The 24,624-nt window shown below is 72.6% G+C and carries 19 protein-coding genes; 7 read left to right on the top strand and 12 right to left on the bottom strand.

Going from position 1 to position 24,624, the window contains the following annotated elements; translation table 11 throughout:
* The first annotated feature begins 37 nt into the window (after positions 1–37).
* Positions 38–1,477 carry an alpha/beta hydrolase gene (locus tag OP04_RS02155; RefSeq protein WP_051796949.1) on the top strand — a complete coding sequence of 480 codons (1,440 nt, stop codon included), beginning with the start codon at positions 38–40 and terminating at the stop codon, positions 1,475–1,477.
* Here OP04_RS02155 and OP04_RS02150 read toward each other — a convergent pair whose 3' ends face one another.
* From OP04_RS02150 to OP04_RS02110, 9 genes are all read right to left on the bottom strand, one after another.
* Positions 1,478–2,128, bottom strand: a complete 651-nt coding sequence (locus tag OP04_RS02150) for a response regulator (protein WP_033337661.1) — start codon at positions 2,126–2,128, stop codon at positions 1,478–1,480.
* Positions 2,128–3,258 carry a sensor histidine kinase gene (locus OP04_RS02145; protein ID WP_033337660.1) on the bottom strand — a complete coding sequence of 377 codons (1,131 nt, stop codon included), beginning with the start codon at positions 3,256–3,258 and terminating at the stop codon, positions 2,128–2,130. The genes OP04_RS02150 and OP04_RS02145 overlap by 1 nt, the downstream gene beginning before the upstream one ends.
* Before the next feature lie 50 nt (positions 3,259–3,308).
* Positions 3,309–4,064, bottom strand: a complete 756-nt coding sequence (locus OP04_RS02140) for an ABC transporter permease (protein WP_033337659.1) — start codon at positions 4,062–4,064, stop codon at positions 3,309–3,311.
* Complete coding sequence (locus OP04_RS02135) at positions 4,061–4,960, bottom strand: ATP-binding cassette domain-containing protein (protein WP_033337658.1); 900 nt, start codon at positions 4,958–4,960, stop codon at positions 4,061–4,063. Before OP04_RS02135 ends, OP04_RS02140 begins: the two co-directional genes overlap by 4 nt.
* Positions 4,961–5,401: 441 nt before the next feature.
* Positions 5,402–6,175, bottom strand: a complete 774-nt coding sequence (locus OP04_RS02130; protein ID WP_033337657.1) for a hypothetical protein — start codon at positions 6,173–6,175, stop codon at positions 5,402–5,404.
* A gap of 225 nt (positions 6,176–6,400) precedes the next feature.
* Positions 6,401–7,090: a DJ-1/PfpI family protein gene (locus OP04_RS02125; protein ID WP_033337656.1), complete on the bottom strand. Its 690-nt coding sequence runs from the start codon at positions 7,088–7,090 to the stop codon at positions 6,401–6,403.
* A 50-nt stretch (positions 7,091–7,140) separates the two neighbouring features.
* Complete coding sequence (locus OP04_RS02120; protein WP_033337655.1) at positions 7,141–7,842, bottom strand: DJ-1/PfpI family protein; 702 nt, start codon at positions 7,840–7,842, stop codon at positions 7,141–7,143.
* Between the two features lie 85 nt (positions 7,843–7,927).
* Positions 7,928–10,369, bottom strand: a complete 2,442-nt coding sequence (locus tag OP04_RS02115; RefSeq protein ID WP_157239126.1) for a hypothetical protein — start codon at positions 10,367–10,369, stop codon at positions 7,928–7,930.
* A gap of 2 nt (positions 10,370–10,371) precedes the next feature.
* On the bottom strand, positions 10,372–13,002 hold the full coding sequence (locus OP04_RS02110; RefSeq protein WP_033337653.1) for a DUF7824 domain-containing protein: 2,631 nt from the start codon (positions 13,000–13,002) through the stop codon (positions 10,372–10,374).
* Between the two features lie 168 nt (positions 13,003–13,170).
* Here OP04_RS02110 and OP04_RS02105 point away from each other — a divergent pair, with 168 nt between their 5' ends.
* The gene (locus OP04_RS02105; protein WP_232323432.1) at positions 13,171–14,349 is read left to right on the top strand and encodes a cellulose-binding domain-containing protein; all 1,179 of its coding nucleotides are present in this window, start codon (positions 13,171–13,173) and stop codon (positions 14,347–14,349) included.
* Here OP04_RS02105 and OP04_RS02100 read toward each other — a convergent pair.
* Positions 14,344–15,393, bottom strand: a complete 1,050-nt coding sequence (locus OP04_RS02100; RefSeq protein WP_051796948.1) for a LacI family DNA-binding transcriptional regulator — start codon at positions 15,391–15,393, stop codon at positions 14,344–14,346. The genes OP04_RS02105 and OP04_RS02100 overlap by 6 nt on opposite strands.
* 105 nt (positions 15,394–15,498) lie before the next feature.
* Between OP04_RS02100 and OP04_RS02095 the strand changes: the two genes are divergently transcribed.
* The 5 genes from OP04_RS02095 to OP04_RS02075 are packed head-to-tail and all read left to right on the top strand — an operon-like array spanning position 15,499 to position 23,062.
* Positions 15,499–17,313 (top strand): glycoside hydrolase family 127 protein, encoded by a 1,815-nt coding sequence (locus OP04_RS02095; RefSeq protein WP_033337650.1) that lies wholly within the window; start codon positions 15,499–15,501, stop codon positions 17,311–17,313.
* 24 nt (positions 17,314–17,337) lie between these two features.
* The gene (locus tag OP04_RS02090) at positions 17,338–20,136 is read left to right on the top strand and encodes an MGH1-like glycoside hydrolase domain-containing protein (protein ID WP_051796947.1); all 2,799 of its coding nucleotides are present in this window, start codon (positions 17,338–17,340) and stop codon (positions 20,134–20,136) included.
* A 9-nt stretch (positions 20,137–20,145) separates the two neighbouring features.
* On the top strand, positions 20,146–21,384 hold the full coding sequence (locus OP04_RS02085) for an ABC transporter substrate-binding protein (protein WP_033337649.1): 1,239 nt from the start codon (positions 20,146–20,148) through the stop codon (positions 21,382–21,384).
* Positions 21,381–22,277: a carbohydrate ABC transporter permease gene (locus OP04_RS02080; RefSeq protein ID WP_033337648.1), complete on the top strand. Its 897-nt coding sequence runs from the start codon at positions 21,381–21,383 to the stop codon at positions 22,275–22,277. The genes OP04_RS02085 and OP04_RS02080 overlap by 4 nt, the downstream gene beginning before the upstream one ends.
* A complete protein-coding gene (locus OP04_RS02075; RefSeq protein WP_033337647.1) occupies positions 22,274–23,062 on the top strand; it encodes a carbohydrate ABC transporter permease in 789 nt (262 codons plus the stop codon). The genes OP04_RS02080 and OP04_RS02075 overlap by 4 nt, the downstream gene beginning before the upstream one ends.
* Here the strand turns inward: OP04_RS02075 and OP04_RS02070 are convergent.
* Entirely contained in the window at positions 23,037–23,708 is a 672-nt protein-coding gene (locus tag OP04_RS02070) for a VOC family protein (protein WP_033337646.1), read from the bottom strand. The two genes, OP04_RS02075 and OP04_RS02070, sit on opposite strands and share 26 nt — an antisense overlap.
* A gap of 43 nt (positions 23,709–23,751) precedes the next feature.
* On the bottom strand, positions 23,752–24,549 hold the full coding sequence (locus OP04_RS02065) for a hypothetical protein (protein WP_157239123.1): 798 nt from the start codon (positions 24,547–24,549) through the stop codon (positions 23,752–23,754).
* Between the last annotated feature and the right edge of the window lie 75 nt (positions 24,550–24,624).

Below are 24,624 nucleotides of genomic sequence, written 5' to 3'. Positions count from 1 at the left end.
GATGGCGCGGCCGTGCCGTCTCCGTAGCGTCGAAGACATGATCGAAACCAAGAAACGCGCGTGGCGACGGGCCGCCGCGGCACTGCTGGCGAGCACGCTGCTGGCGGCGGCCGCCGTCACCGGTGCGCCCGCCGCGGCCGCCGCCCGGACCGGCGTCTTCTACACGCAGACGCTGACCTGGACACCCTGCGACGACAACGAGCTGGTGCTGGACTGCACGGACGTCACCGTCCCGGTGGACTGGTCACACCCCGCGGGCGAAACGATCTCCCTGCGGGTGCACCGGCACCGGGCCGCCGAGCCCGGCCGCGGCTCGCTGCTGCTGAACCCGGGCGGCCCCGGCGGCCCCGGCAAGCCGTTCCTGGAGTTCGCGGCACGCCTGTTCAGCAGGCCGGTGATCGACGGGTTCGACCTGGTCAGCTTCGATCCGCGCGGGGTCGGCGAGTCCTCGCCGCTGCGCTGCCCCGCCGAGGCCGACGCGGCCTTCCTGGCCTCGGATCCCTCACCGGACGACCTCCGCGAGCGGATCGCACGGGAGCAGGCGACACGAACGTGGGTGCGCGCCTGCCGGGCCGCGTCCGGGCCGCTCTTCGATCACGTCGACACGGTCAGCGCCGCCCGGGACCTCGACGTGCTGCGTGCCGTGCTCGGCGACGAGAAGCTGTCGTACTACGGCGGCTCCTACGGCACCCGCCTCGGCCTGCGGTACGCGGACCTGTTCCCCACCCGGATCGCGCGCATGGTGCTGGACGCGGTCGTCGATCCGGCACAGGACAACCGGGCCTTCCTCACCGACGTGGCCAAGGGCGAGAGCCGGGGCCTGGACGCCTACCTGAGCGGCTGCGACGACCGGGCCGGCTGCCCGTTCCACGGACTGTCCCCGGCGCGGAGCCGGGCCGCGGTGGCAGCACTGTTCAGGGCGGCCGATCGCCGACCGGCCGAGCAGCTGCAGCTGGTCAACCTGACCGAGGAGCACCTGTCCGACCCGTCCGGCGCTCCCGGACTGGACAGCCTGTTCACGGCCGTGCGGGCCGGTGACCACAGCGTCATCGCACCGGACCCGGACACCCGCATCGACTTCAACGCGATCCAGTGCCTGGACCTGCCGGACCACCGCGACGCGGCCCGGATCATGGCGGACACCCGCGCGCTGACGCGGGAATGGCCGGTGTTCGGGCCGGAGGTCATGTCCGGCACCCCGTGTCCACAGTGGCCGCACGGGGGCGGTGCCGGCCCGCATCCGGTGACCGCACGCGGCTCGGTGCCGATCGTGCTGATCGCGGGCACCGGTGACCCCGCGGCGCTCTACGAGTGGGGCCGGTCCGCCGCCGCCGCGCTGGAGAACGGCCGGCTGCTGACCCGTGTGGGCAACGGGCACGGATCCTACGTCTACGGCGCCTGCCGCCCCGAGGTCGACCGCTACCTGCTCGACGGCGTGCCGCCACCCCGGGCCGGCGCGGTGTGCGATCCGGCCTGATCAGGCCAGCCCGTGCCGATGCGCCCAGATGACCGCGTGCACCCGGTCCCGGGCCTGCAGCTTGGCGAGGACCCGGCCCACGTGGGTCTTCACCGTCGACTCGGAGAGAAAGAGCGCGGCGGCGATCTCCGGGTTCGACAGCCCGCCGGCGATGGCGACGAGCACCTCGCGTTCCCGTCCGGTCAGCGCCTCCAGCAGGCGGGCGCTCTCCGGCGGGCTCGCGGGGCCGGTCTGGTAGTGGTCCAGCAGCGTACGGGTGATCCGCGGGGACACCACCGCCTCGCCGGCCGCCACCGTACGCACCGCGCGCACCAGATCGGCCGAGCTCGCGTCCTTGAGCAGGAAGCCGCTCGCCCCGGCACGCAGACCGTCGAAGGCGTACTCGTCCAGGTCGAAGGTGGTCAGGATGAGCACCCGGGTCTCGGGGCCCTGCGCCACGATCTCCCGGGTCGCCCCGATGCCGTCGAGCACCGGCATCCGCACGTCCATCAGCACCACGTCCGGCCGGTGCAGGCGGGCGAGCCGGACGCCCTCGCGGCCGTCACCGGCCTCCCCGACGATCCGGAGGCCGGGTTCCTGGCCGAGCACCATCGCCATGCCCTCGCGCACCAGGGCCTGATCGTCGACCAGAAGGACCGTCGTCTCGTCCATCAGCTTCCCTCGTCCGGCTGTGGCAGCGTCACGTGCACGGCCCATCCGTGCTCCGCGCGGGGACCGGCGAGGACCGTGCCGCCGTACAACGAGATCCTCTCCCGCAGTGCGATCAGGCCCTGCCGTGCGCCCACCGACGACGCCGGTCCGGAACCCTGTCCGTCGTCGGTGACCTCGACGAGAATCGGGTCGGCCCGGTAGTCCAGGCCGACCAGCACCTTCTGCGCGCCGTCGGCGTAGCGCAGCGCGTTGGTCAGCGACTCCTGCACGGTACGGAAGATCGCGTTGCGCAGGCTCGGTGACGCCGGCTCCGGGCCCTGCCGGTCGACCGTGACCGGCAGGCCGGCGCCGCGGAACGTGGCGACCAGCGTGTCCAGATCCTGGGCCGGCCGCGCGTCCTCGCCGGGCGGGCCGTCGCGGAGCACCCCGAGCAGCCGGCGCATGTCCACCATCGCGGTACGGCCGACGCCGGCGATCCGCTCCGAGGCCGACTCCGCGCGCGCCGGATCCGTCCTGGCCACCGCGGCCGCGCCGTCGGCGAGCCGCACCATCACGGTCAGGCTGTGCGCCACGATGTCGTGCAGGTCGTGGGCGATCCGCGTGCGTTCCCGGGCCGCGGCCAGCCTGCCCTCCTGCTCCTTCTCCCGGGCGAGCTGCTCCGTACGGTCGAGAAGGGCCTGGAGATATCGCCGCCGGATCCGCACGTTCAGGCCGGGCAGCACCGAGATCACCGCGATCACCGTGTAGGCGACGGCCGTGTCCTGCCACGACCGCGGCCCGGGATTGACGGCCACCGCGGCGGCCAGGACGGTCACGGCCAGCACCGCGCCGAGCATCGCGTCCCGGGTGGGCCGGTAGGCGGCGAGGGCGTAGAGCGCGCAGGCGAGCGCGACGCCGACGAAGTGGTCACTCAGCAGGGTGCCGGCCGCGGTGACGGCCAGCACGGCCCACCACGGCCGTGACCGGCGGATCAGCATGGTGGCCGCCACCACGGTGTTGACGGTCCACCACGCACCCTCGACCGGTTGCGGTATGCGCAGTCCGCCCGCGTCGTCGAAGACCCACACCCAGCAGAGGGCGGCGAGCAGTGAGTCCACCAGCCGGGGATGACGGGCCCAGAACGCGCGCACCGCGCCTGCCGGTCTCGGCAGGCGCGGTGGCTCAGCTGATTCGCCCACAATCAGGCATCCTGGCGTACCAGCGCCAGTCCGCCAAGCACGAACGGCACCGCCAGCCAGACCGCGACGGTGAGCGCGTCGGCGAGCAGCGGCCCGGTGAACAGGCCGTGGGCCGCGTGGGTGAAGCCCAGCTCCTCGATCGGGCGCCGCAGACCGTCACCCAGCAGGCCGAGCACGCTCGGGAGCACGAAGACGACGCCCAGGCCGAGGCCGACGCCGGCGGCCGTGCTGCGGACCGCCAGACCGACCGCGAACGCGAACAACGCCACCAGGATCAGGTATCCGACGTGCGCGGCGAACCCGCCGAGCACGTCGCGCGCGGCGGGGTGCAGCCCGAGCGCGCGCAGCGCCGGGACGCACACGACGTACGCGACGGGCAGCGACAGCACCGCCAGTGACGCCGACACGGCCGTGACCACCACGGCCTTGGCCGCGATCACCCGCAGGCGCGCCGGCGCGGCCGCGAACGTGAGCCGGATCGCGCCGCGCGAGTACTCCGACGTCATGGCGAGCACCGCGATCACGAGCAGCGCGATCTGCCCGCCCATCGACCCGAACTGGAACACCACCTGCGGAGCCTCCTGCGCGGACGGCGGGTTGTCCGCCGTGAGGAAGATCGCCGGCAGCAGCGCGCCCGCGGCCGTGAGGACCACCACCCCGGCCGCGCCGAGCCAGAACGATCGCAGCGACCTCAGCTTCAGCCACTCCGAGGACACCAGGTGCGGCAGGCTCAGCCGCTGCCGGTCGTCGGTCCTCATCGGACCTCCTCCGCATCGCGCCGGGTGAGCGTCAGGTAGGCGTCCTCCAGCGAGGCCGGCACGCCGCCGTTCTCCAGCAGCAGGATGCCCATCCCCTGGGCGAGCACGGCGATGCCGGCCGGTTCCATCCCGGTCACCTCCAGCACTCCGTCCGGCAACCGGGTCACCACGGCGTCGTGCCGGCGCAGCAGCGCCTCCAGATCGTCCGGCCGGTCCGCGCGGACGCGGCCGCGCCGGGCGCCGTACCGCGAGGTCAGCGCGTCGACCGAGTCGTCCGCGAGCACCCGGCCGTGTCCGAGCACGATCAGGCGGTGCGCCGTCTGCGCGAGCTCGCTCATCAGGTGGCTGGAGACGAAGACCGTGCGGCCCTCCGCGGCCAGCGACCGCAGCAGCGTCCGGATCCAGATGATGCCGTCGGGGTCCAGCCCGTTCGCCGGCTCGTCGAGCAGCAGCACCGCGGGGTCCCCGAGCAGCGCGCCGGCGAGCCCGAGCCGCTGCCGCATCCCGAGCGAGAAGCCGCGCACGCGCCGGTGCGCCGCGCCCGTCAGCCCCACGTCGTCCAGCACCTCGTCCACGCGGCGGTCCGGGATCCCGTGCGTGCGCGCGAGCACCCGGAGGTGGTTCCGCGCGCTGCGGCCGCCGTGCGGCGCCTCCGGGTCGATGAGGCTGCCCACCACCCGCAGCGGCGCCGCCAGCTTCCCGTAGGGCTTCCCGCCGACCAGGCACGTGCCGGAGGTCGGCCGGTCGAGCCCGACCATCATCCGCATGGTGGTGGACTTCCCGGCGCCGTTGGGCCCGATGAACCCGGTGACGGACCCGGGATCCAGCCCGAAGGACACGTCCTCGACCGCGGTGATCCGGCCGAACCGTTTCGTCACTGCACAGACTTCGATCACGCCTCGACGCTATGGAACCGCCCCCGTCACGCCATCCACCCGCGGTGCCCTCCCGCTGTGGCACCGCGGTACCACAAGATCAACCGCTTGGCCCGGCCCGTGCCCCGCCGCCGGAATCCGCACCGGCCAGGAGGCGACGACCCAGATCAAGATCTAATACATTTCCCGCTTCCGGCGTGGTGGCGGTCAGCATGCTCCCGGCCCTGTAGCCCATTCGCGACGAGCGCCGTGAGCGGCGAGGTTCCGGGAAGTCGTTGCGCGCGGGGATCCAACACCTGATGCCGGATATGTCATCCAATGACCGGAATGGGCAACAGAGTCGCTCCCGCGGGCGGACCTCGCGCCGGGCTCCGCCGGCGCTCCGCACAACGCGAGGAGCCGGTGACGCCGTGGTCCGGCAGAACCGCGGTCGTTCAGGCGCCGGGTGCCCTCGACGCCCGGTCAGCGCGGTCCGGGCTGGACGATCGACTTGCCGCCCCGGTGAGGGCGCTCGACGTACCCCTGGTGCGGGGTCGGCAGTGCCTCGACGCACGCGGCGGAGCAGGCGTTGACCAGCAGTGGCAGCACATCGGTCGCGATCCCCAGCGAGATCCAGACCTGGCGGAAACGGGCCGGGTCGATCGGGCCCGCGCAGACGCTGCAGGCGCTGATCTGCTCGACGCCCCACACGCGCGGGTCGAGGCCGGTCGCCGTGGGCAGCGTGCCCTCCGGCGGCAACTGCGGGAAGTGCGGCCGGAACTTGTAGTTCCCGTAGAGCCCACGGGTGCTCACCGTGCTGCGGCGCAGGCGCGGACAGCGGGTCAGCTCGTAGGGGAACCAGTGCAGCGAGCGCGACGTGTACGGCTCGAACGTCTCCAGGCTCACCATCGCGCCGATCTCCGGCGGGATCCGGACGAGCGGGCTGCCGTACAGCGACAGGTGCGTGACACGGGTCAGCCGCGCGATCTCCGGCGGCAGCGTGACCAGGTCCTGCCGTTCCTCCGGCGTCAGCTCGACCAGCGGCCGGAACACCTCCCGGCCGTCGGCGGCGGCCTCGTCGATCAGCGCGAGCATCCGCCGCCAGCCGGGCAGCGAGGTGTCCTGCCGCTCCCCGTGAAAGAACGACGGCTCCCCTCGGCGGCGGAAACACGTCTCGTCCGCCCGCATCCGGCTCACACCCCGCGCATCCTGCGCGAAGCGGTTGTGCAGCAGGCGGGGCGGCTCGGGTTCGGTCACCGCCCGAGCCTACTGACCTTCCGGCGCCCGGGTAAGGCCGCCTGCGGAGCGGTTCCGGGCACGCCTGCGCGGGCCAGCGCGGCAGAACACAGTGGACGGCAGCGTGCGGCGCGCCCGGCTGTGCCAGAGCGCGAGACCGCCGCGCGCGACCACCCACAGCCAGGACCCGGCCGGCGCGCTGTGGAGCCGGCCGGTGTCTCCGACGGTGCAGCTCGTCGGTGGGGATCAGCGGGTCCAGACCGTGCCGCGGGCCTGGTACTCCAGCGCCTCCTCGACCTTGATCGCGACGTCGGCGCCGAGCTCGCGCGCGACCAGGTGCAACGCCAGCTCGATCCCGGACGTGATCCCGGCGGCCGTGACCAGGTCACCGTCGTCGACCACGCGCGCGTTCTTCACCACGCCGCCGCGCGCGGCCAGCTCGGCCTTCGCGACCGTGTGCGTGGTGCACGGGCGGCCGGTGACCAGCCCGCCCGCGGCCAGGATGATCGCGCCGGTGCACAGCGACGTGACGGTCAGGCCCGGACGGCGGGCCGCGGCCAGCGCCCTCGGCAGCGCGCCGCCGCCGATCTCCGCCCAGATGCCGGGCTCGCCGGGGCGTCCGCCGCCCGGCACCACGATCACGTCCGCCTCCTCGGGCCGCCAGCCGCGCGCGACCCTGACCTCCGTGCCGAACGCGGCCGTGATCAGCCGGGGCCGGCCGAGCACCATGTAGCCGGTGTCGACCGGCCGCGCGCTGTACCAGCCGGCGAGCGAGAACACCTCCTGGGGCGCGATGAAGTCCTGCTCCTCCACGCCGTCGAACAGCACGATCCGTACCCGCAGAGGCTTTTGTGTCTTGGCTTGTGCGGGCTCCGCGGCGAGGAACGTGCCGGCGCCCGCCACCGCGCCGCCCGCCAGAACCGTCCGTCGTCTCATCGTTGCTCCCTCGTCGACATCCGTGATCGCTGTCCGGTGGTCGGGCGATATCAGGACGACGTTCCCGAGGTCCAGACCGTGCCGCGGGCCTGGTACTCCAGGACCTCCTCCGCGCGGATCGCGACGTCGGCGCCGGCCTCGCGGTGGACCAGGTGCAACGCCAGGTCCAGGCCGGACGTGACGCCGGCGGCCGTGACCAGGTCGCCGTCGTCGACCACGCGCGCGTTCTTGACGAGGCCGCCGCGCGCGGCCAGCTCCGCCTTCGCGCCGGTGTGCGTGGTGCAGGGGCGGCCGGCGACCAGGCCGGCCGCGCCCAGGATGATCGCGCCGGTGCAGAGCGAGGTGATCACCAGCCCGGGACGGCGGGCGGCGGCGAGCGCGGCCGGGAGCGCACCGTTGTTGATCTCCGCCCAGATGCCCGGGTCGTTCGGACGACCGAAACCGCCACCGGGTACGACCAGCAGGTCCGCCTCGTCCGGCCGCCACCCGTGATCGACCGCGACCCGGGTGCCGAACGCGGCCGTGACCGCGCGCGGCCCGTCCAGCACCGTGTAGGCGACCTCGATCGCACCGCCGCTGAGCCGCCCGGCCAGCGAGAACACCTCGTACGGCCCGATGAAGTCCTGCTCCTCGACGCCGTCGAACATCACGATGCGTACCCGCAGGGGGTGGTCCGGCGCGAAGACACGGCCGGGCAGCAGCGCGCCCGCCCCCAGGGTCGCGCTTCCTACCAGCAGGTCACGGCGTCGCATGCGGTTCTCCTCCGACGATCGGGCTTTCCGGACAGCCGGATAGTCGGAGGAGGTCCCCGCAAAGTTCCCGCACGTATCGACGGAATTAGATCAGCAGGTCACGCAGTCTCCGGGCCTGCTTGACGACCTGCGAACTCCCGCCGCTGCCGGCCAGCGCGTCGAGGCCCGGGATGACGCCGGTCGCGCCGGACCGGGCGGCACAGTCCGCGGCCAGCGACAGCAGCGCGTGGAACCGGTACCGGCGCTCCTCGTGGGCGATGAGGCCGGGCAGCGCGGCGGCGAGCACGGCCCAGACCGTGGCGTGCGCGCCGGCCCGCGCCGCCTCGCCGAGGACCGCCTCTGCCTGAACCGGCGTGCCGGACCATCGCATGTAGTCGGGCAGCGTGCCGCCGATCGCGCCGCCGCAGCGGGCCGCGTCCAGGTCGCCGCGCGCGGCCAGCTGGAGCAGCGCGTCCACGACGGCCGTGGTGGCGTCCGGGCCGGCGCGGCCGATCGCCTTCGCCAGCAGCGCGTCGAGCGCCGGGCCGGCGGGCCCGTCCGCCTCGGCCAGCAGCGGCAGGTCCCGCCAGAACGGGTCCAGCGCGCCGCCGAACTGCGCGTGGAGCAGCACGGCCAGGTTCTCCCGGTGGACCGGGAGCACGGCCAGCCAGCGCGGCAGCGGCCGGACCAGCGGATGCCAGTGGGTGCCGCCGCTCAGCGGTGCGCCGAGGAGCGTGAACGGGCCGGAGAAGCCGTCATCGTCACCGCTCCACCAGCGGGCGAACCTGGCCGCGTCCGGCGTGCCGAGCGCGGTGGCGGCCGCGGAGATCCGGTCCGGGTCGTCGGGCCGGCGGACCCGCAGCAGCGCCTGGTCGAGGTCCGCGTGGCCGGCCCGCACGCCGTCGCGCGCGTAACCGGTGAGGCGGTCCAGCAGCTCGTCCGCGTCGATCGCGCCGGTCTCGTAGCCGGGGGTGGCCAGCAGGTACGGCACCGGGTCGGTCACGATGCGGACGGCGGCCTCGTGGACCCGCACGGTCCACGTCTCGTCGAAGGCGCAGACGCCGCAGCGGGCCTCCGCGCCGAAGAGTTCGCCGAGCTCCGGCGCCGTGCCGTCCAGCACCGCGGCCAGCGCGAGGTGGATCCGGTCGGGCGGGAGCCGGCCGCCGCGGGTCGCATGGCGCAGCTCCGCGACGAGCTTCTCCCGGTCCCGGTAGGCGTGCCGGACCAGGCCGTCCAGCACCCGCTCCCGGTCGGACGGCGCCGCCTGCTCGTCACGCGAGGCGATCAGCGCGGCAACCTCCTGGGCCAGCTCCACCGGGCTCTCCGGCGCGGGCGCGACACGGCGCGGTGACGAGACCGGCGGCAGCATCTCCGGCACGGCGGTGTCCACGGTGGAGACGCCGAGCACGGCGGACGCGCGTGCGGCCAGGTCCGGCACGAGCAGCGCGACGGCCGCGCGCACCTCGTCGTCCGCCACGCCCGCGTGCGGGGCCACCATCCTCCACGCGTGCTCCTGCAGCACGCTGTCCTCGTTGCCGAACGCGACCGCGACCACCGGGAGAAGCTCCGGCAGCGCGTCCGCCAGCATCCTCAGCTGCGCGCGGACCAGCGTGCGTTCCGGACGCAGCAACACGTCACGGGAGAGCTCGCCGAGCGTCGCGGTGTCCAGGCGGCCGGCCGCGCGCAACTGCCGCAGGATCGCCTGGGCCCGGGTGGCGACCGGCGAGTCCGCGGTCGCGGTCAGGCGCGCCCAGTCCGCGGTCATCGCGGCCAGCTCGTCCTCGGTCGGGGCGACGGCGTCAATCAGCTTCCAGTAGCCGCGCATCTCGGCCGGGCGCCCGCCGGTCAGCAGCCGGCCGGCACAGCGGTCCAGCAACGTGCCGCGGTCGAGCGCGCCGGCCACGGTCCGGGTCCAGCCGTCCCGGTCGCCCTCGACGAGCCGGCCGAAGCCGTCCAGGTCGAGCAGGCGCGGCAGCAGCTCCGGCGTGTACGGATCGTCGGGCAGCGGGGGCAGATCGCTGGAACTCCACTGCTGTGCCTGCTTCTCCAGGCCCCACAGCGCCACGTAGCCGTCACCGGTCGGCACGGCGCATCCGGCCCGCCGGACCAGCTCCGCGGTGAGCTCCAGCAGCGTCTCGCCCGTCCAGTGCGGATAGGACCAGACGCGCGGGACCCGCATGGTGGCGGCCAGCCGGTGCGCGAGGTCGCCGAGCCACGCCGGGTCCCGGCCGGCGAGCACGGGCAGGCAGCGTCCGGAGAAACCACCGCCGGGGCTGTGCCGCCACATGCGCGCGATGATCGCCGCAGCCGTGGCCGGCGTGGGCTGGCAGCCCAGCGCCGCAGCCTCGGTCGCGGCGAAGCGCTCGCGGGCCGGACTGGAGCGATCTCCGGCGGGCAGCGCCCGGAACGCCGCGGTCAGCGGGCGCGCGGCGGCACGACGGGCGGCGTCGTCCATGGTGGACAGCAGCGTCAGGACGCGCGCGTGGTCACCGGCTGCGGCGGCCGCCAGCAGCGATGCGGTCACGGCCGGGCCGCCGGCGGCGGGCACGGTCACTGCCCGGCCGCCAGGCAGTCGCGCAGGCGCTTGGCCTGCTTGACGGTCTGGGAGCTGCCGCCGCTGTCCGCGAGCGCGTCCAGGCCGGGCACCGCACCGGTCGCGCCGGTGCGGCTGACACAGTCCGCGGCCAGCGACAGGACCGCGTTGAGCCGCTGCGGGCGTCTCGGGCGGTCGATCAGGCCGGGCAGCGCGGTCTGCAACAGGCCCCACACCAGCTGGTACGCCCCGGTCCGCGCGAGGTCGCCGAGCAGCGCGGCCACCTCCGGCGGCGTGTCGTCGGCCGCGTGGTAGCGGTTGGAGCCGCCGATGATCGCGCCGCAGCGGGCCGGGTCCAGGTCCCCGCGCGCGGCCAGCTGGAGCAGCGCGTCCGTGATCGCGAACGCGTGCGCGGGCTCACCTCGGGCGACGAGCTTCGCGATCATCTTGTCCGTGAGCGGCCCAGCCGGTCCGTCCGCCTCGGCGAGCAGCGGCAGGTCCGGCACGAACGCGTCGTAGCCCTCCCAGCCGGCCACCGCGTCGATCTGCGCCGCGATGTACTCGCGGTACACCGGCACCACGGTCAGCCAGCGCGGGAGCGCGCCGGACGCCAGGTCGTAGTGGTACTCCGCGCGCAGGCGATCGTCGAGCATCGCGAAGCCGTCGGAGAAGCCGTCACGCAGCGCCGGGAGCCGGGTGGCCGGGTCGTCCGCGCTCCGGCCGGCCAGGATGCCGCCGCCGTCGAGCCAGCGGGCGAACCGGGCCGCGTCCGGCGTGCCGAGCGCGGTGGCGGCCGCGGAGATCCGCTCCCGGTCCTCGTCGAGACGCACCCGCAGCAGCGCCTGGTCCAGGTCCGCGTGGCCGGCGCGCACACCGTCGCGCGCGTAGCCGGTCAGGCGCTCCAGCAGCACGTCCGCGTCGATCACGCCGGTCTCGTGGACCGGGGTGGCCAGCAGGTACGGCACCGGATCGGTCAGGATCCGGCGGGCGGCCTCGGCGGCCCGGAGCAGCCAGGCCCCGTCGAAGACGCAGTGCGCGCAGCGGTGGTGCCTGTCGCCCTCGGTCATCCCCGGCGGCGGGGCCGCGCCGGGCTTCCTGCGCTCCAGCACCGCCATCAGGAGGTCGCGGAGCTCGTCGGGCAGGTGCCGGTCGGCGCGCACCACGTGCCGCAACTCGGCAGCGAGCTTCTCGCGGTCGTGGCGGGCGTGCCGGACCAGGCCGTCCAGCACCCGCTCGCGGCCGGCCGGGGACGGGCTGCGGGAGGCGAGCAGCGCGGCGACCTCCTGGGCCAGCGCGACCACGCTGTCCGGCGCGGGGTCGAGGCGGCGCGGCACGGAGATCGGCGGCAGCGTCTCCTCATAGGACGACGCGCCGGAGGACAGGCCGAGCACGCCGGCGGCGCGGGCCGCGAGGTCCGGCGTGAGCAGCGTGGCGGCCGCACGGACCTCGTCGTCGGCCGCGTCCGCGTGCGCGGCGACGAGCTTCCAGGCCTGCTCCTGCACCGCACTGTCGTCGTGGCCGAACGCGACCGCGATCGCGGGCAGCAGCACGGCGACGTCCGCCGGGGCGCGATGGGGCGCGGTCGTCATGGACGAGGTGCGGCGCGATGCCGCAGAGGCGCGCGGCCCCGCCGCGTCCGCCGAAACGCGGCGCAGCGCACCGGCCAGCAGCTTCAGCTGCGCGCGGACCACCACCCGCTCCGGGCGCACCAGCACCTCGCGCGAGGTCTCCGCCAGCGTCAACGCGTCAAGATGCCCCGCCTCCCACAGCCGTTGCAGAATCGCCTGCGCGCGCCCGGCCACCGGCGTCTCACCGGTCGCGGCCAGACGCGACCAGTCCGGGATCAACCCGACCAGTTCCTCCTCGGTCGGCCCGATCGCGTCCAGCAGCTTCCAGAGGCCGCGCGTCTCCCCCGGCTTCCCGCCGATCAGCAGCCGCCCGGCGCAGAGCTCGATCAGCGTCCCGCGTGCGATCTCGCCGCTCTCGGTGAGCGACGCCAGAACGTCGCCGAACTCGGACCGGTCCAGGAACGTGCCGAGCCCGGTCACCTCCATCAGGCGCGGCAGCAGCACCGGCGTGCGCGTGTCCGCCCGGAACGGCGTGGCGTCGCGCGACCGCTGCCACAGAGCCAGCGCCCACTCGGTCACGAAGCCCTCGCCGGACGGCAGGCCCCCAACGGAGCGCTCCGGGCCGTCGGCAGACCGCCCGACCCCGTCGGCGGAGTGCCGGAGCAGTTCGTCGATCAGCGCGAACAGGTACCCCTCGCCCATGCCGCCGTACGGCCACTCGGCCGTGGGCCGGACCCGCAGCGCCGCGGCCAGCCGGTGCGCGACGTCCGCGAGCCACGCCGGATCCCGGTCGGCCAGCACCGGCAGCAGGCGGCTGTCGAGGTGGTCGTCGTCCCGCCGCCACACGCGCAGGATCCAGGCGGCGGCCCCGGCCGGGGCGGTGTGGCAGCCGAGCACCGCCACCTCGAGCGCCGCGCGCCGCTCGCGGGCCGGCTCGACCCACTCCTCCGGCAGCTCCCGCCAGGCCGTGGTCAGCGCGCGCACCGCGCCGCGGCGGGCTGCGGCATCCATGGTGGGCAGCAGCGCGAGCACGCGGTCCCGGTCACCGGCCGCGGCCGCGGACAGCAGATCCTGGGTCATGGCCGCTCCTCGCGAGGGACATATGCGCATAGATGAGCCGAAGATGTCACCGCGGGAGCGTAGCGCGGCCCTCCGACAGAACCACCCGCCATTGACATTTATCAATGCCAATGCCTAGGGTGCCCGAAAAGGTTTTCGGCACTCGAAGGGGCACGAATCATGAGATCCATGCGAAGACCGGCTCTGGTGGCGGGCATGATCGCGATCGCGATGGCGGCCTCGGGCGCGATGGTGGCGACCGCACACGCGGCCGCCGCGGGCTGCCGGGTCGTCTACTCGACGCCGAGCCAGTGGGGCGGCGGCTTCAGCGGCACCGTCGCGGTGACCAACCTCGGCGACGCGATCAACGGCTGGCGGCTGACGTTCTCGTTCCCGGGCTCGCAGCAGATCAACCAGCTGTGGAACGGGTCGTACACCCAGTCGGGCGCCGCGGTCACGGTGACGAACGCGTCCTGGAACGGCGCGCTGGCCACGAACGCGGAGGCGAGCTTCGGCTTCAACGCCACCTACAGCGGCAGCAACGCGGCGCCGGCCACGTTCGCGCTCAACGGCGTGACCTGCACGGGAAGCGCCGTACCGACCACACCGGCACCGACGACACCCGCGCCCAGCACCTGGAACCCGCCGTCCCACCTCTCCAGCGCGCTCAACGCGGTCTGGAAGCATCAGGAGGACACCTACGGCGACCTCTACGGGTTCCGCAACTACATCTGGGACCAGTTGATCGCGGCGCAGGGCAGCATCAACTACTGCGTGCGCTGGGACTCCAGCGCGCCGGTCAGCGCCGCGCTGCGGGACCAGATCGAGGTCAAGCTCGGCCAGCAGTTCAACAAGTGGATCGCGGCGATGGCCGGGTTCGACGGCTTCCCCTACACGAACGTGCCGGTCAACGTGGTCGGCTGGGCGGTCCGGGACCGCAACACGCTGCAGTGGACGGACAACTCCGTCGACATCTACGTCGGCAACATCCGGGAGAACGCGCCGCAGTGCGCGGAACCGTGCGGCCGCTTCTTCCACCAGAACGGCCAATACCCCAACTGCCCCGGCGGGTACGCCCACCACTACGACATGTCGCTCTGGCTCACGGCCGGCATGGCCGGTGGCGCGGGCGGCGACTGGGGCCAGCGCGTCGGCAGCGAGTACTACGTGAACTCGCTCAACCAGGAGAACCAGCACATCCTGCTGCACGAGATCGGCCACGGCCTCGGCCTGGACGACTTCTACGACTGGGACCCGGGCGTCGGCGGCTTCCTGATGATGGCCGGCAGCGCGAGCCAGATCACCGAGTTCGACACGTGGATGGCCCGCGACTGGTGGCGGCACCTGAAGAACCGGTACGGCCTATGACCGGCGCGCCACCCCGGTGGACTCACGCACGATGAGCCGGGTCGGCATGCGCACCACGCCGGAGGAGGGATTGCCGTCGAGCGCCGCGAACAGGTGCTTGACCGCGGCCGCGCCGAGCTGTTCCAGGTTGAGGTCGACCGTGGTCAGCGGCGGGCGGCACTCGGCGGCGATCACCTCCCAGTTGTCGTACCCGACCACGGCCACGTCGTCCGGCACGCTGCGGCCGAGGTCGCGCAGCGTCTCCGTGACGCCGTACGCGATCTGGTCGCTGCCGCAGAAGATCGCGTCCACGTCCGGGTGGGTGGAGAGCAGCATGGCGGCCGCGTGCCGTCCCCACCGCTGCGACCACTGGCCGAACAGCGGCTCGCCGACCAGGTCGATGCCGGGCTCCGACAGGAACGCGTCGGCCCTGTCCCGTGCGGCCCGATAGCCGTGGTCGCCGGTGATGTGCGCGATCCGGCGGCGGCCGAGCGACACCAGGTGCCGGGCCGCGAGCCGGGCGCCACCGGCGTCGTCCGCCACGATGGACACGTCGCCCGGGTCGTCGGACTCGCAGTACACGTAGACGACCGGGACCGGGATGTCGTGGGTCAGCGAGGGCCGGACCTCGTTCGCGTCGCCGAGGATGATGAAGCCGTCGACCTGCCGGGCCAGCAGCGTGCGGATGTAGTGGCGGCGGCGGATCGCGTCGCCGCGCGCGTCGCAGAGCAGCACGCTCATCTGCTCGTCGCCGAGCGCGTTCTCCGCGCCGAGCAGCACCGGGATGGTGAACCGGGCCGCGGACAGCTCGTCGGTGAGCAGGCCGATCGTGCGCGTGTGCCCGGAGATCAGGCCGCGGGCCAGGATGTTCGGCGAGAACTTCAGCTCGTCCGCGGCGGCCTGCACGCGCTGCCGGGTGGCGGGCGCGACCTCGCCGCGCGCGTTCAGCGCCTTGGAGGCGGTGGCGACCGAGACGCCGGCCAGCCGGGCCACGTCGGTCAGGGTCACGGCCTGCGTCCGCGCCACGCGTACCCCCGAAAGATCGAAAGGTTTTCGGGTCAGCATAGCCGCCGATTGCGGCGGACATCGCCACGACATCGACCGTTGACAGTGGAGTAACCCGGTGCCAGGATTCCCGAAAAGGTTTTCGACGACCCGTGGAGGACCGGCGTGACCGCAGTGGAGCATGGACCCGTCGTGCCGTCGTCCGGCGCGTTCCGGCCGGTGTCGCCGGAGGCCGTGCGCCTGGTCGGCGACGGGTTCTGGGCGGACCGGCGCGCGATCAACACGGCCGGGATCATGCCGCACGCGCACGCCTGGATGGACCGGATGGGCTGGATCGGGAACTTCCGGACGCCCGGCACGCACGCCGGCCGCGAGTTCACCGACTCGGAGATCTACAAGCTGCTCGAGGCCTACTGCTGGGACGACGCCGACCACGCCACCGAGATCGCCGCGCTCACCGCGCTGCTGGTCGAAGCCCAGGACAAGGACGGCTACCTGGGTACGGCGTACGGCCGCGACGGCCAGCAGAAGCGCTGGTCCGATCCGAACTTCGGGCACGAGCTGTACTGCCTCGGCCACCTGATCCAGGCCGGCGTCGCCGCCGCGCGTACCGGCAAAGCTCCTGATCTTGTCGAGGTGGCCCGCAGGGCCGCCGACCATGTGACAGGGAACGCGACCGTTCTCTGTGGGCACCCGGAGATCGAGACCGCGCTGGTCGAGCTGTACCGGGTGACCGGCGAGGCGCGCTACCTGGAGACGGCGAAGGACCTGATCGACCGGCGCGGCCACCGCACGCTACCGGAGCACGAGTTCGGCTGGACCTATTTCCTGGACGACACGCCGGTCCGCGAGGCACACAGCCTGCGCGGGCACGCGGTCCGCGCGCTCTACCTGGCCGCGGGCGCGGTGGACGTGGCCGTGGAGACCGGCGACACCGAGCTGCTGGACGCCGTGATCCGCCAGTTCGACCACGCGCTGGCGCGGCGCACCTACCTGACCGGCGGCATGGGGTCGCGGCACCAGGACGAGTCGTTCGGCGACGACTTCGTGCTGCCGCCGGACCGGGCCTACTCGGAGACCTGCGCCGGCGTCGCCACGATCATGCTGGCGCACCGGCTGCTGCTGGCCACCGGCGACGTGCGGTACGGCGACGTCGTCGAGCGGGTCCTCTACAACGTGATCGCCACCGCGATCGCGGACGACGGCCGGTCGTTCTTCTACGCGCACACGCTGCACCAGCGCACGCCGACCGAGTTCGTCCCGGCGGACCGGGCGCAGCTGCGCTTCGGCGGCGGCCCGCGCGCGCCGTTCTTCGAGGTCTCCTGCTGCCTGCCGAACGTGGCACGGCTGCTGGCCGGCCTGCCCGGCTACCTGGCCACGTCCAGCGCCGAGGGCGTGCAGCTGCACCAGTACGCGAACATGGACGTCACCGCGGGCGGGCTGCGCCTGGCCGTGCGCACGCACTACCCGGACGACGGCGACATCGCGATCGAGGTGCGCCGCGCGGACCAGGGCGAACGCGTGCTGACGTTGCGCATCCCCGGCTGGGCGCACGGCGCCACGCTGGACGGCCGCCTGGTCGAGGCCGGCACGGCCGTGCGCGTGCGCCGCGACTTCGCCACCGGCGACCTGCTGCGCCTGCGCCTGCCGGTGTCGCCGCGCTGGACCCGGCCGGACCCGCGGATCGACGCGGTGCGCGGGTGCGTGGCGGTCGAGGCCGGGCCGCTGGTCATGTGCGTCGAGTCGCTGGACGCGCGGCAGAACCTGGATCACCTCATGGTCGACGCGTCGGAGGCCCCGCAGGCCGCCGCCGTGAAGGGCCGGTTCGCCTCCCCCACCGACGCGCGCTGGCCGTACCGCAGCACCGGCACCGACCGGGGCCCCGCCACCCCGATCGTCGTGCCGCTCGTGCCGTACCACCGCTGGGCCCGTCGTGGTCCCGCCACGATGCGCGTCTGGCTGCCCGTCATGCCGTCCTGACCCCCTGAACAGGAGGTGCCCACGATGCGGATCGCCCTGAGCTCCGCGCTCGTCCTCGCACTCCTTACCGTCCCGGCCGCTCCGGCCCAAGCAGCGCAACCCATCGGATATCCCACGTTCTCCGGTGGCAGCATTCCGGCGGCGCCGGCCGCGCTCTCCACCGGCAGCACCATGCAGGCGATCTACGACGCGGAAGCCGGCGGCACCGACTTCTGGATGGACCGACTGCTGGCCCGGTCCGGCAACGATCCGGCCGGCACGTGGCTGATGAGCCGCGGGCGCGCGGTGTTCATGAAGACGCACACGCCGGGCACGCTGGGCTTCGGCGGGCAGGTGGCGTACTGGGAGAGCATCAACGACCAGTCCGCGTTCACGGTGACCGCGAGCCCGGGGACGTTCACCGAGCAGGTCGCGCAGCGGTGGCAGGCGCCGAGCCACTGGAAGTCCGTGCACACCTCCGGAAATATCCGGATCAATCAGACCAAGTTCATCACGCAGCAGAACGTGGCCGTGGCCAACCTGGCGATCACGAACAGCGGGTCCGCCGCGTCAACCTTGAGTCTCAGGGTCACCTCGCCGTATGCCGGCACCGGGTCGGGGAACGAACTGACCGGTCAGGTGAACGTGAAGAACAACCTGACCACGCTGCACCCGCGCCTGTCCGCGGACGGCTTCACCGCCACCTCCGGCGGCCTGAACCGCAGTATCACGGTCGCGCCCGGCGCCACCGTGACCACCAAGGTGGTGCTCGGCTTCGTCGCCAACGAGATCCCGGAGTCGCTCACCGAATACCAGACCTTCCGCGGGTACGCCCCGGACGCCGCCTTCGCCACCCACGTGCGCGCGTACCACCGCTGGTGGGCGCAGAACATCCCGTACCTGGACGTTCCCGAGCCCGCGATCAAGAAGAACATCTACTACCGCTGGTGGCTGATGCGCTTCAACCACCTGGACGCGGACATTCCCGGGCAGGACTTCCAGTTCCCGATCTCGGTCGAGGGCGCGCTCGGCTACAACAACGCGATCGTGCTCACCCAGCCCATGCATATCGATGATCTAAAATACTTGCGCGACCCGGCGTACTCGTTCGGGCCGTGGGTGTCGGTGGGTCAGGTCTCGAAGGGCGGCCGGTTCGTGGACAACCCGGGCGACCCGGAGAACTGGTCGAACTCGTACACGCAGTACATCTCCGAGGCGGCCTGGCGGGCCTATCAGATCCACGGTGGACAGCCGGCGATCGCGGCCCAGCTCGCCCGTTACGCCGAAGGTGACGTGAAGGGCCAGCTCTCCTACTACGACCACGACGACAACGGCCTCATCGAGTACGACTGGGGCGCGCTGACCGGCAACGACGCGGACGCGGTGTCGTTCCACTGGCGTGAGGGAAACCTGGACCGGGCCGAGTCCGCCTACGTCTACAGCAACGCGCTCGCGGCCGCGGCCGCCTACACGGTCGCCGGGGACACCGCGAAGGCGGCGGAGATGCAGGCGATCGCGGACCGGGTACGCACCGCGATCGTGAACGTGCTGTGGAACCCCTCCCGGCAGCTGATCGAGCACCGCCACGTGGCGACGAACGCGTTCGTACCGTGGAAGGAGATCAACAACTACTACCCGTTCTCGGTCGGCGCGATGCCGAACACGGACACGTACAAGCAGGCGTTGCGGCTCTACGCGGACCCGGCGGAGTACCCGATCTTCCCGTTCTTCACCGCCAACCAGAAGGACAAGGCCGCCGCGGCCGCCGCGGGTCAGCCGGGCAGCAACAACTTCTCCACCATCAATTCGACCGTCCAGTTCCGGCTCTACTCCTCCGTGCTGCGCAACTACCCCAACCAGTGGATGAACAACGAGGACTACAAGAAGCTGCTCTACTGGAACACCTGGGCGCAGTACGTCGGCGGGAACACGGCCTGGCCGGACGCGAACGAGTTCTGGGCGGACTGGAACACCTCGGCCCAGACCATCGACTACCGCTCCTGGATCCACCACAACATCCTCGGCAGCAGCAACTGGACCGTGATCGAGGACGTGATGGGGCTCCGGCCGCGCAACGACGCGCAGGTCGAGCTGTCCCCGATCGGGATCGGCTGGTCGCACTTCGCGGCGAACAACCTGCGCTACCGCAACGCGGACCTGTCGATCGTCTGGGACGACCCGGCGGACGGGATCACCCGCTACAACGGCTTCCCGCAGGGCTACTCCGTCTACCTCAACGGCACGCGCGCGTTCACGGTGGACCGGCTGACCAGGGTGGTCTACAACCCGGCGACCGGCGCGGTGACGCTGCCGTCCGGCGGGACGGTCACCTACAGCGCGGCTGTGCCCGGGATCCAGGCGCCGGCGCAGGTCACCCAGAACGGCGCGCGGGTGGTGGACATCTTCGCGAAGTCCGGCACGCACCTGAGCGCGAGCAACGCCTTCAAGGGCGCGACGACCGGCGCGTCCTACACCGCCTCCGGCACGTCCGGCGCGGCCGCGGTCGACGGTTACCCGATCAACGAGCCGATCTGGGGCACCTACCAGTCGCCGAACGCCACGGACTGGCTGGAGGTCAACCTCGGGACCGCGCGCACGCTCGGCGAGGTGCGCGTCTACTTCCGCAACGACCGGGCCACCAACCGCTACCGGCCGCCCACGTCGTACACCGTCCAGTACTGGAACGGCACCGCCTGGGTGAACGTGGCGACCCAGGCCGCGCCGAGATCCAACTACAACACCGTCCGGTTCAGCGCGGTCAGCGCCGTGCGGTTCCGGATCCAGGTGACCCACGCCTCCGGGTTCAGGACCGGAATAACGGAGCTGCAGGCTTATACCCCTTAGGAGATAACTGTGAAGAGGTCGATCGCCGCCGTCCTTCTGATGACGGGTGTGGCGGGTTGTGGTGGCCAGGCCGCGGACGACGGGCCGGCGACCGTCACGCTCTGGACCCGGGCCGCGACCGAGACCGTGTCCAAGGCGTACGCGGAGGCGTACAACGCGACACACGAGGACACGGTCGAGGTCACGGCGTACCCGAACGAGGAGTACCCGGCGAAGCTCGCCTCCGCCGCCGGTGCGAAGGCGCTGCCCGACCTCTTCGCCGCGGACGTGGTGTTCGCACCGCAGTACGCGTCCCAGGGCCTCTGGCTCGACATCACCGACCGGTTCGAGGCCCTCCCGGTGGCCGGCAAGGTCGCACCCGCGCACGTCAGGAACGGCACCTGGGAGGGCCGCCACTACGCGGTCCCGCACACGATCGACATGTCCGTGCTGCTCTACAACAAGGATCTTTACACTCGCGCGGGCCTGGATCCCGACAAGCCGCCGACCTCGCTCACCGAGTTCGCGGCGCAGGCCCGCGCGGTCGACAAGCTCGGCGGCGACGTCAACGGCACCTACTTCGGCGGCAACTGCGGCGGCTGCAACGTGTTCACGCTGTGGCCGTCCGTCTGGGCCGCCGGCGGCGACGTCATGAACGACGACGGCACCGCCAGCACCATCAACGGGCCGGAGATGGCCGGCGTGTTCGCGCTCTACCGGCAACTCTTCGACGAGGGCGTGGCCGCGCCCGCGTCCAAAGACGAGGCCGGCCCGACCTGGCTGGGCGCGCTGCAGAGCGGCAACATCGGCATCGCGCCCGCGCCCAGTGTCTGGCTCGGCATCATCGAGGAGAAGGCCGACTTCGCGCTGGGCGTGGCGCCAATCAGCGGGCTGACCGGCGGCGAGTCCACGTTCGTCGGCGGTGACGCGATCGGCGTCGGCGCCACGTCGAAGCACGCGGGCGCGGCCTGGGACTTCCTGTCCTGGACGCTCGGCGACGAGGCGCAGATCGAGGTGATCGCCAAGGGCAAGGGCGTCCCGGTGCGTACGGACCTGGCCGCCAACACGTACGCCACGGCCGACCCGCGCGTGGTCACCATCAACTCGCTGATGGCCAAGGGAAGGACGCCGTACGCGAAGAACTTCAACGCCACCTACAACGACCCGCAGAGCCCGTGGATCGCCACGTTCCGCGGCGCGCTCTTCGGCGACGCGACCGCCTCGCTCACGGACGGCGCGTCGGCCCTGACCGCCTCGCTCGCGAAGTGACGACGACCGTGTCGCGCCCGGCCGTGGCGGTGCGTGCCGCCCCGGCCGGGCCCCGGCGGCGGCGCGCGCTCACCGGGCTGCTCTACGCCGCCCCCACCGCGTTCATGGTCGGCGCGTTCTTCGTCGTACCCCTGGGGCTCGTGGCGTGGATGTCCCTGCACCGCTGGCCGCTGCTCGGCGTGCCGTCGCTGAACGCGCCCGCCAACTACACCGGGTCGACCGGCGACACGCTGCTGACGGACGCGGCCTGGTTCACCGCGCGGTACACCGTGATCATCACGGTCCTGCTGTTCACGACCGCGCTCGGCATGGCCCTGCTGGTGCAACGGAAACGGCCGGGCACCGGCCTGTTCCGCACCGCGTTCTTCCTGCCGGCCGCGGTCGGCTTCGCCTCGGCATCGCTGCTGTTCCTCGGCCTGCTCAGCGCCGAGATCGGCCCGTTCGGCGGCGTGGTCAGCGTCAGCGGCAGTGCGACGACCGCGCTCGGCGCCGCGATCCTGCTGGTGCTGTGGCGCTTCGCCGGGTTCAACATGCTCATCCTGCTCACCGGTCTGCAGGCCATACCCACCGAGGTGTACGAGGCCGCGAAGCTGGACGGCGCCGGCCGGTGGCAGACGTTCACCCACATCACGCTGCCACTGCTCCGGGCCACGATCGCGCTGGTCCTCACGCTGATCGTCACCGGGTCGCTGCTCGCGTTCGACCAGTTCTGGATCCTCACCCGCGGCGGCCCGGACAACTCCACCACCTCGCTGGTGATGGTGATCTACCGCAAGGCGTTCATCGAGCTGGACCTCGGCTCCGCCGCCGCCGTGTCCGTGGTGCTGCTGATCGTGCTCGTCGCCGTCTCGCTGGTGCAACTGGCCGTCCTGCGCGATCGGAGCGCCCCGTGAAGATCCTGCACCCCGTCACCGGTGGCGCGCTCGCCGTCCTCTTCCTGTTCCCGCTGCTGTGGAGCGGCTACGCCTCACTCCGTACCCCCGATGGCTTCGGGTTGGAGAATTACGCCCGCCTGTTCACGGACGACAGCGGCATCCGCGGCTACCACGTGCTCAACAGCCTGACCGTGGCCGCGCTGACCGTCGGCGGCACGCTGCTGGTGGCGACGCTCGGTGGCTACGCGTTCGGGCGGTTCGAGTTCCCCGGGCGGGACGCGCTGTTCCTGGTCACGCTGGCCATCCTGATGGTCCCCTACGCCACCATCCTGATCGCGCTCTACGTGCTGCTCGGCTGGATCGGCCTCCAGGACTCGCTGCTCGGCCTGAGCCTGGTCCTGATCATGTTCCAGCTGCCGTTCGCGATCTTCATGATGCGCAACTCGTTCGCCGCCGTCCCGCGCGAACTGGAAGAATCCGCGCAGGTCGACGGCGCGTCCAGCCTCGGCGTGCTGCTGCGGGTGATGCTGCCCGCGGTCCGGCCCGGCCTGGTGACGGTCGCGCTGTTCGCGTTCCTGTCCAGCTGGTCCGAGTTCTTCGCGCCGCTGATCCTGCTCAACTCGACGGACCGGTTCACCATGACGCTCGCGGTGGTCAACATGCGGACCGCGACGTTCGGGGCGATCGACTACGCGGCGCTGGAGGCCGGGGTGACGCTGATGGCCGTGCCGTGCCTGCTGCTGTTCATGGTGCTGCAGCGCAGTTACGTGCGCGGATTCATGTCCGGCGCACTACGAGGGTGAACTCGTTCCCGTCGGGATCGGTGAGTTCGTCGCTGCCGGCGAGGCCGCTCTCGACGTGGCCGCTCTCGGCGGGGGCCGGGAGGCCGACCTCGAAGCGCTGCGGATTGCGCCCCCGTTTCGGCGCGAGCGGCGGCCCGCCCCACGCGACCTTCGTGCCCCCGAGCGGAGACTGAATCGCCGTCTCCTCGTTCTCGTCCCAGACCAGCGGCCACCCCAGCGTCTCCGCCCAGAACTGGCCGACCGCCCGCGTCCCGTCACAGGCCACCTCACCGAGGAACCCGGTGCCGGCCAGGAAGTTGTTGCCGGCCTCGATCACACAGAACGGGTTGCCCTCCGGGTCGGCCAGCACGATGTGCCCCTCCTCCGGCAGCTGCCCCACGTCCAGATGACTCGCGCCGATCTTCAGCGCCCGGTCGACGGTGTGCTGCTGCTCGTCCGGCGTCGTGCTGGTGAGATGCAGGTGCAGGCCGCGGGTCCCCCGCTCCGGCGCAGGCCCCGCCACGAAGCGCAGGCCGGCCTGCCCGCCCTCCCCCGGAAGGCGCACCCCGTCAGGCTCCCGAATCGGGCTGCGCCCGAGCATCTCCGCCCAGAAGGTCGCAAGAGTCTCCGGCTCGCGCGCGTCGAAGGTCACCGTCAGCGTCCGCATACCCGCACCCTAAGCACGCCCGCCGCAGCCGGACAACCGAGTTCTACCCGGCCGACGCGTCCCCGTGCGGTGCCGCCCAGTACCCCACGCGCGCCGCCTTCGACCACAGATATACCGCGACCAGCAGGATCCAGCCGTACTCCACCAGCGTCCGCTGCCGCCCCGGCCCGTCCACCAGCACGAACAGATTGACCACCGTCACCCCGGTGATCGCGGCCGCCACCCGCCACGCCCGCCCGCGCTCCCGATCCCGCAGCGCCATCCAGATCAGCGGGATCGTCGCCAGGTACAGCCACCCGAACGGGAAGATCGACGGGTAGTCCCCGGCCCGCGGGCTCACCGCGCCGCACACCACCACCGCGCTCGCCAGCAGCAACCGCACCTGCAGCATCCGCCGCAGCCGCAACACCGCGTCCTCCACCGGCTCCACGCCGCCGTGCCGCACGATCCAGAGGTGGTCCACCACGCCGAGCAACCCCAGATACATCTGCGCGTAGACGAAGCTCGCCACCGCGATCAGCATGCCGCGCGTCGCGTCGGCCGGCAGCCACAGCGGCACCACCACGCCGGAGCCCGCCACCACGCCCGCGACCCCAGAACCCCACACCCACGCCGGGGTACGCCGGAGCCCGCGCACCGCCACCACACCCACCAGCACGAACGTCGGCGCCACGATCACCAGCACCAGGACGACCGCCCACAGTGGCCGGCCGTACATCGCCACCAGCAGCAGCCCCACCACCGGCAGCCACACGCCGAGTGTCACCGCGAGCAGCACGCGCGGGAACCGCCGCCGCAGCTCCGCCATCCCTCGATCGGCAACATCGAACACGACGTCCATGCCCACCCCCGTGGCGTCTGTCTCGCGGACCCCATCGATGTTCCCAGACCGGTGCGATCCCCGGATCCCGGGAGA

Origin of the sequence: Catenuloplanes japonicus (assembly GCF_000717135.1) — a bacterium.
GTDB lineage: Bacteria > Actinomycetota > Actinomycetes > Mycobacteriales > Micromonosporaceae > Catenuloplanes > Catenuloplanes japonicus.
Note: the sequence above shows the minus strand (reverse complement) of the source record. Positions and strands in the feature narration are given on the sequence as shown.

Excerpts from the sequence above, each read along its gene's own strand:
- OP04_RS02155 (WP_051796949.1), top strand. The coding sequence starts at position 38 with ATGATCGAAACCAAGAAACGCGCGTGGCGACGGGCCGCCGCGGCACTG.
- OP04_RS02150 (WP_033337661.1), bottom strand. The coding sequence starts at position 2,128 with ATGGACGAGACGACGGTCCTTCTGGTCGACGATCAGGCCCTGGTGCGC.
- OP04_RS02140 (WP_033337659.1), bottom strand. The coding sequence starts at position 4,064 with ATGAGGACCGACGACCGGCAGCGGCTGAGCCTGCCGCACCTGGTGTCC.
- OP04_RS02125 (WP_033337656.1), bottom strand. The coding sequence starts at position 7,090 with ATGAGACGACGGACGGTTCTGGCGGGCGGCGCGGTGGCGGGCGCCGGC.
- OP04_RS02120 (WP_033337655.1), bottom strand. The coding sequence starts at position 7,842 with ATGCGACGCCGTGACCTGCTGGTAGGAAGCGCGACCCTGGGGGCGGGC.
- OP04_RS02110 (WP_033337653.1), bottom strand. The coding sequence starts at position 13,002 with ATGACCCAGGATCTGCTGTCCGCGGCCGCGGCCGGTGACCGGGACCGC.
- OP04_RS02105 (WP_232323432.1), top strand. The coding sequence starts at position 13,171 with ATGCGAAGACCGGCTCTGGTGGCGGGCATGATCGCGATCGCGATGGCG.
- OP04_RS02100 (WP_051796948.1), bottom strand. The coding sequence starts at position 15,393 with ATGCTGACCCGAAAACCTTTCGATCTTTCGGGGGTACGCGTGGCGCGG.
- OP04_RS02090 (WP_051796947.1), top strand. The coding sequence starts at position 17,338 with ATGCGGATCGCCCTGAGCTCCGCGCTCGTCCTCGCACTCCTTACCGTC.
- OP04_RS02070 (WP_033337646.1), bottom strand. The coding sequence starts at position 23,708 with ATGCGGACGCTGACGGTGACCTTCGACGCGCGCGAGCCGGAGACTCTT.
- OP04_RS02065 (WP_157239123.1), bottom strand. The coding sequence starts at position 24,549 with ATGGACGTCGTGTTCGATGTTGCCGATCGAGGGATGGCGGAGCTGCGG.